Origin of the sequence: Methylobacterium sp. Leaf361, assembly GCF_001424445.1 — a bacterium.
GTDB lineage: Bacteria > Pseudomonadota > Alphaproteobacteria > Rhizobiales > Beijerinckiaceae > Methylobacterium.
This window is the reverse complement of record NZ_LMPY01000036.1, coordinates 1-13,011: the sequence shown is the minus strand read 5'-3', so window position 1 is coordinate 13,011 and position 13,011 is coordinate 1. Positions and strand designations below refer to the sequence as shown.

Annotated in this window: 13 protein-coding genes and 1 pseudogene; 6 read left to right on the top strand and 8 right to left on the bottom strand. The window is 72.7% G+C overall.

The window, feature by feature from the left end:
* Nucleotides 1-1,341: a histidine kinase gene (locus ASG32_RS22740; protein WP_056531089.1), complete on the bottom strand. Its 1,341-nt coding sequence runs from the start codon at nt 1,339-1,341 to the stop codon at nt 1-3.
* Nucleotides 1,342-1,519: 178 nt separating this feature from the next.
* Here ASG32_RS22740 and ASG32_RS22735 point away from each other — a divergent pair, with 178 nt between their 5' ends.
* Complete coding sequence (locus tag ASG32_RS22735) at nt 1,520-2,431, top strand: MBL fold metallo-hydrolase (RefSeq protein ID WP_056531086.1); 912 nt, start codon at nt 1,520-1,522, stop codon at nt 2,429-2,431.
* 58 nt (nt 2,432-2,489) lie between these two features.
* Here the strand turns inward: ASG32_RS22735 and ASG32_RS22730 are convergent, their stop codons facing one another.
* Both ASG32_RS22730 and ASG32_RS22725 read right to left on the bottom strand, forming a co-directional pair.
* Nucleotides 2,490-3,620 (bottom strand): epoxide hydrolase family protein, encoded by a 1,131-nt coding sequence (locus ASG32_RS22730; protein ID WP_056531084.1) that lies wholly within the window; start codon nt 3,618-3,620, stop codon nt 2,490-2,492.
* Nucleotides 3,621-3,850: 230 nt separating this feature from the next.
* Nucleotides 3,851-5,056, bottom strand: a complete 1,206-nt coding sequence (locus ASG32_RS22725; RefSeq protein WP_056531081.1) for an MFS transporter — start codon at nt 5,054-5,056, stop codon at nt 3,851-3,853.
* Between the two features lie 102 nt (nt 5,057-5,158).
* Here ASG32_RS22725 and ASG32_RS22720 point away from each other — a divergent pair, with 102 nt between their 5' ends.
* Nucleotides 5,159-5,722, top strand: a complete 564-nt coding sequence (locus ASG32_RS22720) for a TetR/AcrR family transcriptional regulator (RefSeq protein ID WP_026605129.1) — start codon at nt 5,159-5,161, stop codon at nt 5,720-5,722.
* 85 nt (nt 5,723-5,807) lie between these two features.
* Here the strand turns inward: ASG32_RS22720 and ASG32_RS35680 are convergent, their stop codons facing one another.
* Nucleotides 5,808-6,830, bottom strand: a complete 1,023-nt coding sequence (locus ASG32_RS35680) for an acetylhydrolase (protein WP_280141602.1) — start codon at nt 6,828-6,830, stop codon at nt 5,808-5,810.
* 356 nt (nt 6,831-7,186) lie between these two features.
* Here ASG32_RS35680 and ASG32_RS22710 point away from each other — a divergent pair, with 356 nt between their 5' ends.
* Nucleotides 7,187-7,798: a TetR/AcrR family transcriptional regulator gene (locus ASG32_RS22710; protein WP_056531075.1), complete on the top strand. Its 612-nt coding sequence runs from the start codon at nt 7,187-7,189 to the stop codon at nt 7,796-7,798.
* Between the two features lie 53 nt (nt 7,799-7,851).
* Here the strand turns inward: ASG32_RS22710 and ASG32_RS22705 are convergent, their stop codons facing one another.
* Both ASG32_RS22705 and ASG32_RS22700 read right to left on the bottom strand, forming a co-directional pair.
* Entirely contained in the window at nt 7,852-8,298 is a 447-nt protein-coding gene (locus tag ASG32_RS22705) for a type II toxin-antitoxin system VapC family toxin (RefSeq protein WP_020094418.1), read from the bottom strand.
* 4 nt (nt 8,299-8,302) lie between these two features.
* Entirely contained in the window at nt 8,303-8,542 is a 240-nt protein-coding gene (locus ASG32_RS22700; RefSeq protein ID WP_026605131.1) for a type II toxin-antitoxin system Phd/YefM family antitoxin, read from the bottom strand.
* 325 nt (nt 8,543-8,867) lie between these two features.
* Between ASG32_RS22700 and ASG32_RS22695 the strand changes: the two genes are divergently transcribed.
* Nucleotides 8,868-9,365 carry a PAS domain-containing protein gene (locus ASG32_RS22695; RefSeq protein WP_348271897.1) on the top strand — a complete coding sequence of 166 codons (498 nt, stop codon included), beginning with the start codon at nt 8,868-8,870 and terminating at the stop codon, nt 9,363-9,365.
* A gap of 121 nt (nt 9,366-9,486) precedes the next feature.
* Nucleotides 9,487-10,779: a TAXI family TRAP transporter solute-binding subunit gene (locus ASG32_RS22690; protein WP_244492139.1), complete on the top strand. Its 1,293-nt coding sequence runs from the start codon at nt 9,487-9,489 to the stop codon at nt 10,777-10,779.
* 58 nt (nt 10,780-10,837) lie between these two features.
* On the opposite strand, the gene ASG32_RS22685 is transcribed toward ASG32_RS22690, so the two are convergent.
* Nucleotides 10,838-11,104, bottom strand: coding sequence for a GNAT family N-acetyltransferase (locus tag ASG32_RS22685; RefSeq protein WP_020094422.1), 267 nt, complete (start codon nt 11,102-11,104; stop codon nt 10,838-10,840).
* A 1,297-nt stretch (nt 11,105-12,401) separates the two neighbouring features.
* Here ASG32_RS22685 and ASG32_RS22675 point away from each other — a divergent pair.
* Complete coding sequence (locus tag ASG32_RS22675) at nt 12,402-12,650, top strand: hypothetical protein (RefSeq protein ID WP_026605132.1); 249 nt, start codon at nt 12,402-12,404, stop codon at nt 12,648-12,650.
* 88 nt (nt 12,651-12,738) lie between these two features.
* Here the strand turns inward: ASG32_RS22675 and ASG32_RS22670 are convergent.
* Nucleotides 12,739-13,011: pseudogene (locus ASG32_RS22670) on the bottom strand (HoxN/HupN/NixA family nickel/cobalt transporter); the annotation flags it as partial.

Below are 13,011 nucleotides of genomic sequence, written 5' to 3'. Positions count from 1 at the left end.
TCAGACCGCGGTCGGGACGGTCGCGCAGGCGCGGATCCCGCTGCCGGTGCCGGTCAGCGTGAAGCTGCCGCCGAGGGCGGCGAGTCGCGCGCGGATGCCGACGAGGCCGCGGCCCGTGCCGGAGGCCGTGCGCGAGACATCGCCCTTGCCGTCGTCGTCCAGCGTGAGCGTCACCGTCCGCGTTCCGGTCTCCGTCCGGACGACCCGCAGGAAGATCCGGCTCGGACGCCCGTGGCGGAGGGCGTTGGTCAGGAGCTCCTGCGCGATGCGGTAGAGGCTCGCCGACACGGTCACGGGCATGTCGGCGAGGTCGCCGGCCACGTCGAGATGAAGGGCCGGGCCGGACCTGAGCTGCGCCCGCCAATCCGCCACGAGGCCCCGCAGCGCGTCCTCCAGCCCGGTCTCGGCGAGGTCGGGCAGTTCGAGGCGCGCCAGCGCCCCGCGCAGGCTCTCCCGCATGGTGGCGAGGACGGCCTCGATGCCGCGCGCGTCCGCGCGCAGATCCTCGCGGTCGTCGGGCGCGGCGAGTTCGATCGCGGCCGCCCGGGCGCCCGCGGCGGCGAGGCACTGGCCGAAGGCGTCGTGCAGGTCCCGCGCGAGCGCCTGCCGCTCCTCTTCCTGCACCGTGACGAGCCGCTGCATCAGCTCCGCGCGCGCGGCCTCCGCGCGGGCGAGCCGGTCGGCGAGGTCATCGCAGGCGCGTGCGATCCGGTCGAACTCGGCGGCGGCGAAGCGCGGCAGCGGCGACCGGGTCCGGGCCGCGTCGAGCCTCGCCAGCCCGCGCACGATCTGCCCGGCGGGCGCGACGAGGCGCATGACCGCGAGCCAGTTGAGGAGCAGTGTCGCCGCCGTCAGAGCGAGCGCGAGCCCGCCCGCGAGACGCACCCGCTGCCAGACGCGGGCCGCCGCGGCGATCGGATCGGGCCAGGCGGTGACGCTGCCGATCGTGCGCTCGCGGAAGACGATCGCGCGGATCGTCGGCGCGGCCGCGGCGTCCCCCGTAACCGCCTCCCGGAACCACGCGGGGGCGGCGTCGAGGCCATCCCAGTCGCCGCAGACGCGCCGCGGCAACTCGACGCCGAGCTGGATGTCGGCGCAGATCCCCGGGAGGATGGTGAGGAGGGCCGGTGCGGGCTGCGGCGGCGCGGCGGGCATCGCGACCGGACCGGCGCTGCCGAGACCCGGCTGACGCGCGAGCTGCGCGGCGATCCGCTCCGCCGAGGTCGCGGCCTCCCGCTGCAGGCTCGCCTGGGCGGCGAAGCCGGTCCAGGCGACCGCTCCGGCCAGGCACAGGAGGGCGACCACGAGGAGGCGTAGGCCGAGATGCGCGGGCAGGCTCATGGGGGCGAAACGGCCGGGCTCGAAGCGACGCGGCGATTTGGCACCGGGAACGTCCCGGCGCGCAAGCCGCGCCGAGCCAGCGCGGGAAGAATGCCCGGTCGCGGGCGGGAGGACGTCCCTGGCCCGCGCCCCGCACGCCTCGCAGGATGGCGGCGTTTCGTCTCCCGCGGAGCCCGCCATGGCCTCTCACCTGTCCCGCCGCAGCCTGCTCGCCGCCGCCGCCCTGCTGCCGCTCGGCCTGCACCGCCCCGGCGCGGCCGCGACCGGAACCCCGCCCTACCGGGTCGGCGCCTTCACCGTGACACCCCTGCGCGACGGGCTGTTCCCGCTGGAGCCGCGGATGATGCCCGCGGCCGAGAGCCCGGCCGGACGGGCTCTGTTGCAGGGGGCTGGTCTTGCCGGGGACGGTCCGTCGCCGGAGCCGGTCAACGCCTTCCTGATCCGGCGCGGCGCGCGCCACTGGCTGCTCGACGCGGGCTGCGGCACCGTCTTCGGACCGGACTTCAACCGGGTGACCGCCGCGCTGGCGGCGGAGGGCGTGCGGCCCGATCAGGTCGAGACCATCTGGCTGAGCCATCTCCACGCCGACCACGCGGGCGGTCTCCTGACGCCGGGCCGCCTGGCGCGGTTCGCGAACGCCGAGCTCGTGGTGCAGGAGCGCGAGGTCGCCTACTGGTCGGATGCGGGAGCGCGGGCCGGCGCGCCCGACGCCCTGCGGCCGATGTTCGAGACGGCGCAGGCCGTGCTCGCCGCCTATGGCGACCGGATCCGCCGCGTCGCGGGCGAGGCGGAGCTCGCCCCCGGCATCCGCGCTCTGCCGCTCCCCGGCCATACGCCGGGTCACATGGGCGTGCTGATCGCGGACGGGGCGGACCGGTTGCTGATCTGGGGCGACGTCATCCACTCGCGACTCCTGCAGATGCCGCACCCGGACTGGACCGTCATCTGGGACACGGATCCGGCGGAGGCGATCGCGACCCGCCGGCGCATCCTCGACCGCGCGGCGGCGGAGGGCCTGAGCGTGACCGGGATGCACCTCGCCGCCCGCGGGCGGATCGAGCGGGACGGGGCGGGCTACGCGCTGATCTAGAGGATCCGGTTCGTGCCGCCGGGTCCGGCTGAGCCCGCGATGCGGCGGGACGACGCCGTCAGCCGCGGCCCCAGTCCCGCAGGTCCCGGACGAACAGGTCCGGCGCCTCCATGGCGGCGAAATGGCCGCCGCGGGGCATCGTCTGCCAGCGCGAGACCGCGTAGCCGCGCTCCAGCCACTCTCGCGGCGGCGCGGGCGTGCGCGGATCCGGGTAGGCCGCGAAGGCCGTCGGCACCGTGACGCGCCGCCCCGGCGGCATCCGGCGCACGCCCTCCTGCTGCGCGCCGGCGTAGAACCACGTCGCCGTCGCGAAGGAATCGGTGAGGATGTAGAGCAGGGCGTTGGTCAGGAGCTGATCGTTCGTGAAGACCTGCGCGAAGGGCCGCTCCCGCAAGTCGGCCCAGTCGTGGAAGCGCTCGACCAGCCACGCCAGCTGCGCCACCGGCTCGTCCGCCATGGCGTAGCCGAGCGAGAGCGGCCTGGTGCCCTGCAGCTGCGCGTAGGCCCCGAGCGCCTGCTGGGTGGCTCCGGCCTGCTTCTGCCAAGCCCGCTCCGCCGCGCTCTCCGGCTCGGCATCGGGCTGCACCAGCAGGTAGTTCAGGTGGATCGCCTCCAGCGACGCGGCGTGGTCGAGACCGAGCCAGGCCGCGACCCCGGCGCCCCAGTCGCCGCCCTGAACCCGGTAGCGCGGGTAGCCCAGAGTCTCGCGCATCAGGCGATCGAACAGCCGCGCCGTGCTGCGCGCGCCGATCGGCGCGGCGGGTTTGCCCGAGAAGCCGAAGCCGGGCAGCGCCGGGATCACGAGGTCGAACGCGTCCTCCGGCCGCCCGCCGTGGCGCGACGGGAAGGCCAGGGGCTCGATCACCGACCAGAACTCGTAGATCGAACCCGGCCAGCCGTGGATCAGCAGCAGCGGGCGCCGGCCTTCCGCCTCGCCGACGACGTGGACGGCGTGCAGGTCGAGATCCTCGACGCGGGCCAGGATCTGCGGGAAGCGGTTGAGCTCGGCCGCGGCCGCGGCCTCGTCGAAGCCGTCGAGCCAGTGGGCGCACAGGTCGGCCAGGACGTCCGGATCGCAGCCGTAGCGCCAGCCGGCCCCCGTCGGCAGGCGCGGCATGCGGTAGGCCCGCACGCGCTCCCGCACCCAGGCCAGCCGGTTCGCGTCCCAGGCGACGGTGAAGTCTCGCATGATGCCTCCGCTCGGCTCCGCGTCCCGGGAGCGTGCCGAACCCGGCCGTCCCGTTCGCGCGACGTTGATCCGGGTTAACGCGGCCGGGCCGGGACGGTCGCGCCGGGATCGCCCCGGCCGGCACGACGGCTGTTGGCGGCGCGATCGCGCGAGGGCTCTCAGCGCCCGGCGGCCGGCTTCGGTGCCCGTCCGGGACGCGGACCCGACCGGAGCGCCGCAGGCAGGGTGCGTCAGCCAGGCGAGACGCGTCGCGACGTCAGTGCCCGCCGCGCCAGGAACCCGGCTGCGCTCATGGCGAGGATCGCGGCCGCGTAGAGGTCGGCGGTCGTCACGTAGCCGATCCGGCGCACGAGATACCCGGCACAGATCACCGGGAGGCTGAACGCCAGGTAGCTCTCGACGTAGTAGCTCGCGAGGAGCTCCGCCCGCTCGCCCGGCTTCGCCAGCGGGACGATCGTGCCGAGGGCGCCGAGGAAGCTCGTCCCGAAGCCGGCCCCGCCGACCAGGGTCCCGCCGATCAGGACCGGCACGCTCCCGCCGTGCATGCCGGCGAGCACGATGACGAGACCGGCGGTCATGGCGAGCGTCCCGATCGTCAGGTTGGCCGCGGCGTCCCGGCCGCGCCGCTGGAGGACCGCGAAGGCGCCGGCGACCATCAGGGCCGCGACCATGACGCCGCTCGTCAACGGGGTCCGGCTGCCCGTCGCGGCGACGACCAGCGAGGGAACGATGGAGAGGTAGAAGCCACCGAGCATCCAGGTCGCGATGTTGGTCGGCGTGATCGCGGCCAGCGGCCGCCTGGCCTGTGGCGGAACCACGACGCGCGGCCTCAGGGCCCGCAGGGCGCCCGCGCGGCGCTCGCCGGTCTCGGGCGTGAGCCAGAGGAGAGCGGCCTGCGCGGCGAACACCGCGCCCAGGATCGCGTAGACGAGGTGGAGAGGGTGCGGGCCGTACTGCACGAGGGCGCTGGTTCCGAGCGCGCCCGCCGCCATCCCGATCAGCGGCATGATCGCGTTCACGAGTTGGGCCCGCGCCCGGTTGACGTCGACGAGCGCGGCGCCCAGCGAACTCGCCGCGATGCCGGTCGCCACGCCCTGGACGAAGCGCGCCGCGATGAGTCCCCACGCCCCGCTGGCCGTCGTGAACAGGGCCATCGCCACCAGCTCGAGGAGCAGCGCGCCGAAGATCACCGGCCGTCGGCCCAGATGGTCCGAGATCGACCCGGCGACGAGGAGCGCCTTGAGGAGCGCCAGCGCGTAGACGGCGAACACCGCGGTCGTGAGCACGGGGGAGAGCGCGTAGGTCTCCTGGTAGAACCGGTACAGCGGCGTCGGAGCGGCGGACGCGGCGAGGAAGGTGCCGAGCACCGCCGCGTGGAAGAACAGCGTGCCGCTGCCCGCGACAGCCACAACTTTCAGCTTGCGGTCCCTGGTCATTGGCGAACCTAAAGGCTAATCCGTTGCGTTTGATGCGTAGGCCCTCCGCGCCACAAACGCAATATCTTTGCGTTTGTGGCGCCCCAGATGGCAGAGTGCAGGATGACGACGAGGCAAGGGCCGCGTCCGGGCGGCCGCAGCGCGCGGGTGCAGACCTCGGTTCAGGCGGCCGTGCGCGCGCTCCTGACCACGACGGACCGTTCGGAAATCACGGTGCCCCTGGTGGCCGCCGCGGCCGGCGTGACGCCGTCGACGATCTACCGCCGGTGGGGCACGCTCGCCGAGCTCTTGGCCGATGTCGCGGTCGAGCGGCTCCGTCCCGACGGCGAGCCGGCCGATACCGGGAGCGGCCGGACCGATCTCGAGGCGTGGGCGGAGCAGTACGCGGACGAGATGTCGTCCGCACCGGGGCGGGAGATGATCCGGGACGTCCTGGCGGCGGCGGACGCGAACTGTGCCCAGCGATGCTGCAGCTTCACCCGCGATCAGATCGCGATCATCGCGGATCGGGCCGTGGCCCGCGGCGAGGCCTTCCCGGACCCCGAGGCGGTGCTGGACGGGGTCGTCTCTCCGATCCTCTACCGGATCCTGTTCGGGACCGCGCTGGACCGGGAGCGGATCCTCGAGCTGGTCGACCGCACCCTGACGGCGCGCGAAGCGACCTGACCCGAGGCGCCGACCCCGTACACCGACCTCGCGGAGGAGGCCGGGCTCCTGACCTCAGCCGCCAGGGGGCGCGACGAGCGGCCTGTCAGAGCGGCTCCCCGGGCTGGGCGCGCGTCCGGTCCTTTCCGCGGGTCGCTATCGCGGGTTGCGCCAGCGTCGCGCCCGCGTAGCCCGCGGGCGCGACGGCGAGGATCGGTCGCCAGGTCGAGGACCACGCGCGCAGCGGCTCCGGATCGCCGCGGAAGGCGAGGTCGAGAAAGGCCAGCGTCCCGGCGGCGGTCGCCGCCTTGACCTGCGGGTTCAGGTTCAGACCGCCCGTGAGAGGACGGTCGGTGAAGATGCTGTGCGAGCCGCCCTGGAAGACCGCCAAGGACTTCCGGGGCGTCGCGATCGCCTCGTACACGGCGAGGCGGTCGCTGAACGGCGAGGTGCGACCGGGCAGCTGGATGACATCCTCGGTCGCCGTCACGTGCAGGGTCGGGATCTCGACGGCGCCCAGGACGGCCCGCAGGTCGCGCTCGCCGTAGAAGGGCGGCGCCGAGATCACGATCCCGGCCGCGATCCGCGGATCCCGCGCCTGAAGGGCGTGCCCGTCACGGACGACGCGCGCACCCGCGGCGATCAGAGTCGTGTTGGCGCCGTAGGAATGTCCGGCCGCCACGATCCGGCGCGGGTCGATCCGGTCTCCGAAGGCGCCCCCGTCCTGAACGAGGAGGCGGTCCAGGGCGAAGCGCAGGTCGCGCGCCCGGGCGATCGCCTCCCGTTCCTGCGCCGCCCGCTCGATCCGGTCGAGCAGGGCCAGGGGATTGCCGGTCCAGACGGAGCTGTCGCTGCCGACGTGCTGCAGGTGCAGGCTCGCGATCCCGTGGGACGACCAGTGCCGTCCGAGATAGCTGTAGCCGGTTCGGGACTGTCCGAGACCGTGCGAGAACACGACCAGCGGGACGCGGCGCCGGAGCGACGACGTGTTCGGCCAGTACAGGCGTACCGGCACAGGTCGCTGGCGCGCGCCGTCGACCCAGTCGAAGTCGACGATCCGGACGTCCTCGACGACGGGCTCCGCCGCGGCCGGCCGCGTCACACCCGCGGCCAGGGTTCCCAGCAGCATGGCGCCAACCTGCCGACGGTTGGGCAACGGCCGTGCCGCTGTCGGACCGGAAGACTCGGGCATGAGGAGGGCTTTCGCGAGAGGAGGGGAGCCAGGAGGGTTCGCAGAGCCGCGCATCGCCGGCCGCAGCCCGATCACGACGCGCCCTCGCCCGCCGGCGCGCGCCAACCGAATTCCGTTCGCCGACGGAGGCCCCGACGGCGAACGAGGCTGCCGATATCGGCAGGAAGGGGCGGGCGCCCGACCGGACTCCGCACCGCGTCCCGAGACCGCGCATCAAAATCGCACTCGGTGTAAAAATATAATTGCACCGCGTGCAACTTTGCAAGTGCGGAATCGCATGTCACAACGCCGGCATGGGGAGCCCGCCACCGAAGCCCGGCAGCCTGCGCGCGCGAAAACGGCAGGAGACACTGGAACGGATCGCCGAGACCGGCCTGCGGCTGTTCAGCCGGCACGGCTACGAGGCGACGACCCTGGACGCGATCGCCGAGGCGGCCGGCATCTCGCGTCGAACCTTCTTCTACTACTTCAAGTCAAAGGAAGAGATCCTGCTGGACTGGCAGATGCGCGGCTTCGGCGCGGCGCTGCGCAAGGCCGTCCTGGCCCAGCCGGAGGGCAAGGTCCCGGTCGAGGCCGTCCGGGACGCCCTGCTGGCGCTGTCGACGGGTTTCCGGACCCAGGAGTTCATCAGTATCGATCGCGTCATGCGGTCCAGCGAGACCCTGAAGGCCCGCAAGCAGGCGGCCTACGGCCTGCACGAGCAGGCCCTGCATGCCGCGCTGATCGAGCGCTGGCCGGATCCCGTCCGCAGCGCCCCGCTGCGCCTCGTCGCCATGGCGTCGCTCGGTGCGATGCGCTTGGCGATCGAGGCCTGGATCCAGGCGGGCGGCGACCGTCCCGTGGACGCCTTCCTGCGGGCGGCCTTCGCCGGTCTCACGGCCGAGTTCTGCACACCGTCCCGATAGTCCCGCCGCGATCGGCACGCCGCCGCGGCCCCGCGGTGACGGGCGCGACGCCGTCACCGCCCATCGGCCGGCAGCGCGACGAAGGGATCGCAGGCGGGAACGCCGAGCGGCGCGAAGTGCCGCACGTTCCGGGTCAGGACCGTCCAGCCGTTGCAGCGCGCGGTGGCGGCGATCGCGAGATCCGCGAAGCCGGGCGCGTGCCCCTGCCCGCGCGCCAGATCGGACAACCCGCCGATGTGGCGCGCGACGGCGAGGTCGATCGGGAGGACCTTGGCGGCGTACAGGTGCAGCAAGGTCTCCAGCCACGCCGCGAGGCGCTCGGCCTTGCGCGCGGCACCGTCCCTGCGGCTCTTCGCGATGCCGTCCTCGATCTCGGCGATCGTGACGACCGAGAGGTGGAGCCCCGCGCTGTTCCGGTCCATCCAGTCGATCAGTGCGACGGCCGGAACGGCCTTGGTCGGCGCGCCGGCCGAGAGCACGTTGGTATCGACGAGGTACACCGCCTCACAGCTCGGCGCTTCTGAGCCCGCCGGACGGGGGGGCGAGGTCGTCCGCCGCGACGGGCGCGGCCATGAGCAGGCGGCCGAACGACGGGACGCGGGACAGCCGCTGCCAGTCCTCGAAGCTCAGCAGCACGGCCTCGGGGCGGCCGTGGCGGGTGATGATCGAGGGCGCGCCCTGCTTCGCTTGATCGATGACGGCCGATAGCGTCGCCTTGGCGTCCCGAAGCTGGATCTCCTGCATGGCGCTCTCCGTGACCACTGTAGTCATAATGGGTGTCCAAGTTCCGATCCGCAAGGACCGCCCGCGGCCCGTCGTCGGCACCCGGCCCCGGCGGCTCGCCGAAGCCGATCCGTGTCCGGCACGCAACAGTTGATTGCAGACCAGATTATGCCCCTTGCGGTTGCAGCGCTTTAGGACCAACGTATGTTAGTGACAACTGAATACGGGTGCTCGGGTGGCAGCTTCTAAGCCTCTAGACGGGCAAACAGCCTCGGAAACCTTCCAGACGGCGCTGGACGCGCTCGACGTCGTCGGCCGCTGGGAATGGGATGCGGGCGTCGATCGGGTGCGGGCCGACGCCTTCGTCGCCCTGGTGTACAACGTCGATCCAGCCGAGGCCGAGGAAGGCGTCCCGCTCGGTCGCTACATGAGCAGCATCCACGCGGACGATCGCGAGCGGATCGATGATCTGATTCGGCGCAGCGCCCGCGATGGGACACCGTACCTCGCCGAGCATCGGGTGACCTCGGCGGACGGTCGGACGCGCTGGGTCCTGGTGCGCGGGCGCTTCACCGGCGATCATGTCGGGCGGCCCCAGGGCGGCAGCGGCATTCTCCTCGACATCACCCGGATGCGGATGTTCGAGGACATGGCCGACGAGGCCGTGCCGCGTGTGGAGACGTCGCCTCTCGAGCTGGCAGCGGATCACGCCATCGCGGCGATGTACGCGATCAGCGAGTTGCGGGACGCGGAGCTCAAGGTGCAGGCCGAAGCGCTGCTGATGACGCTGGGCCGCAGGCTCGCCCTCCAGGAGGTCCAGGACCGGCACCGCCAGATGAACTGATCGCGACGCGCTGGAGCAAGATACAGCATGGGGCGGAGCGTCGACCGATCCTGTCCGGGAGCGGGAGACTGGGCCAGACACGCGCGCTATGCTGGCGGATCGGCAGGTCAGCGCGGCACGGATGATCCGGCGTTCCAGAACGACAGTCATCGTCCTCGGCGTCATCGCCGGGGCCGCCGTCGCTGCTCTGCTCATCCATCTCCTCCTCGGCCTGCTCTCCCTCGACATCGCGGTCGCCAAGACCAGCACCGAGGATCGGGAGGCCGCGCAGGCGCTCACGCAGCTCTTCGAGACCCAGCATCCGCGGGTGCGCATCCGGACGATCTTCGAGCCCGATCGCCTCGGCGCCTCGGCGGCCCTCGACAAGGGCGAGACCCAGCTCGCCCTGGTGCGCAGCGACGCCGCGCCGAAGGACGGGCAGACCCTGGTCATCCTGCGCCGCGACGCGGTGGTCTTCGTCGCGCCCGGGGGCAGCCCCGTCGACAGCGTGGCCAAGCTGCGGGGCAGCACCGTCGGTCTCCTCGACGGGCGGAAGCTCGACCCGCTCCTGCTCGACCTGATCCTGACGCATTTCGGCGTGCCCCCGAGCAGCGTGCATCGCCGGATCCTGACGATCGACCAGCTGACGGAGGCCGCCCGCAGCCGCCAGATCGGTTCGGTGTTCGTGGTGGCTCCGGTCGGGAGCGCGCTGTGGCTGCCCCTGTTCACGGCGCTGCGCAAAGGCTCCGGGACGGCGAAGCTCTTCGAGGTCGACGAGGCGGCGGCGATCGCCAAGGAGCACCCCGTGCTCGACACGATCGACGTGCCCAAGGGCGCCTTCCTCGGTTCCCTGCCGGCCCCGGGCGACGACATCACCACGCTGTCCGTGAGCCACCGGCTCGTGGCCCGCGGCGCCATGCCGGACTGGCTCGCCGGCGAGATCACCCGCGAGGTTCTCACCGGCAAGCCGCGGCTCGTCGCGCTCGACGACGATCTGGCCGGCATCGAGGCCCCCGACACCGACGACAAGGTCCAGGCGCTCCCGATCCACCCGGGCGCGACGGCGTACCTGACCGGGAACCAGCCCAGCCTGAGCGATCAGGCGCAGAACGCGGCCTACTGGGTCGGGCTCATGATCAGCGCGCTGGCCTCCCTCGGCGCGGCGGGCATCGGCCTGTATCGGCGCTTCCGGCCGCTGCAGCCGCCCACCCGGGTCATGCGCCTCTTGGAGATCTGGCTGTCCGTGTCGAGCGCCGATCCGGTCGAGCTCGATCATCTGGAGCGGGAGGCCGACGCGCTCGCGGCGGAGACGATCCGGATGGAGGCCCACAGGCGGACGGAGAGCGTCGAGATCCGCCTCGTCGCCCTGCTCGTCGCGCATGTCCGCGAGGCCGTCCAGCGCCGGCGGCGGCACGTGGCGCAACGGATGACCTAGCGCCAGGCGATCCCGGCACCGGCCCCCGGCGGCGGCCGATCCCGGCCCGGTCGCGGCCTCACGCGAGCAGGTCGCGATGCGTCCGATGCCCGCGCAGCCACGCCCGGGCGTAGCCGCACAGGGGCACGATCCGATCGCCCTCGGCGCGCGCGTGCGCCGCGACGCCTTCCATGAGCCGGCCGGCCGCCCCGGTGCCGCGCAGGACCGGCGGCGCGTAGACGTGGCTGATGACGAGCTGGCCGGGCTCCCGCCGATAGGTCGCGAAGACGACGTCACCGCCGACCTGCAGCTCGAAGCGGCCTCGCTCGACATTGTCGCGCAGCATCTCGGTCCTCCTCGTCCCCCGGCTTTGCGCGGCTCCGATCGGGAAGCACCGCGTCGAACCCGGCGCTCTGCAGGATCCCCGCGCCGCCACGGACGGCCTCTCGGAGGCCCGCGCTCCCGCGACGGTTATATGGGGCGCGTGTCCTCGTCGCGGACGCGGGTCAGAACCGACGCGTCGGCATCGCCGCCGACGACGCGGACATGGCGCGCGAGCGCCGCAGCACGACGAGGCCCGCCGGACGACGCGGCCGGCGCGGCCGGCACGGCGGTCCGCTCCTCGCGGCGCGGATGCGGCGCGGATTAAGCGCGGCCCGCGATCGTCTAACTCTGGACATCCCGAGACCACCTGGACCGCCCGGCTCACGCCGCGGCGGTCATTTCGTGCCGGCATCGTCGGCGGACCGGCCCCTCCGGCCCTCCGAGCCACTCTCAGCGCGGCCCGCCGCGCCGTGTCGGACCGATCTGCGGGCTACCCGCGGGGAGGCCGGTCCACGTCGGCGTCCCACAGCTCAGGCGCGATCCGGGCGGTTTGCCCGCCGATGCGCGCGCCCGGACCGCTATCGGATATTTCGGCACGTCAACCCGAATTATTCAATAAGAAAAACATAACATTATGATCTCAAGCTCGATACTTTGCGATATTCCGGAACTCAGACAGCTTTCTGTGCTTGCCCAATGGTAGTTTTCTGGAGAACATCATGACCGCAATCCGGATCTTCGTCCTCGTATCGTCGCTCCTTCTCGGCACGGCCGGCGCGGCAACGGCGCAGGGCGCCGCCGGAGGATCGACGTCCGGGCCAGCGCCGTCCGGGTCGGGCGGGCAGCGGATGCAGCACGGCGATCAGATGAAGGGCGGAGAGAGGGGCGGGGGCTCGGGCAACACCGGCGTTCCGGGCGCCTCGCCGGCCGACGACGGAAACAAGACGCAGGATTCCCGTACCACGAAGACGAGAGACCGCTGAGAGACCGCGGGTCCGCGACCGCCCGTCCGGAGGCACGGGCCCGGCCGGAACGGCCGGAGCGGTCCCGTCACGCCGCGCACGCCGTCGCGCGGCGCTCTCACTTCCGATCCGCAGCCCCGCGCGACGTGTTCGTTCGGGGACGCGATCCGGCGACGCGACGGCACGGCCGCCAGCGCCGGAAGGCCCGGAACGGATAGCCGGCCGGGCCCGGCCGACGCCCGCTCATCCGAGGGCGTCGGCCGCGGTCACCGGCGCGGATCGGGCGCCGCGCGCCGAGAACCGGCGTTTCCGATCCCGGTTAGCTTTCGTGAGGGGAAGCCAGTCATGGAGGCGTGGGTGCCGCGCTATTTCTTCGATATCCACGACGGTCAGTTGCAACGCGACGAGGACGGGACCGAGTGCGCCGATTTCGACGCTGCGCGCAGAGAAGCGATGATCTCCCTCCCGGACGTCGCGCGATGGGAGATCCCGAGCGACGGGGACAGGCAAACCTACACGGTGGTCGTCCGGGATGCGGCCGGCGCGCCGATCTACACGGCGACGCTGACGTTCACCGGCCTGAGGCTCAGCGAGGCGGCCGGGTAGGTTCAGCCCGCCGCGCGCATCCGGCGCGCTCCGACATCGGCCCAACTCACCGGCGCCGGACGTCCCGCGTGGACACGGCCGACGCCGGTCAGGGGATGTCGGCCGGCTTGACGTCGATCCGGTCGAACCGGCCGAGGCGGTAGATGAGGAACGACAGGAGCCAAGCCGCCGCGAAGAGGCCGACGATGGCGAAGCCGAGCACGCCGAAATGGTCGTTGATCGCGGCGATCCGCTCCCAGAGCCAGCCCTGGAGGTTGAGCTTGTCCGCCAGGAGGTTCAGCGCCTCCAGCGTGCCGACCACCAGCGCGACCACCACCGACACCAGGGTGATGGTGAGATTGTAGAACAGCTTGCGCATGGG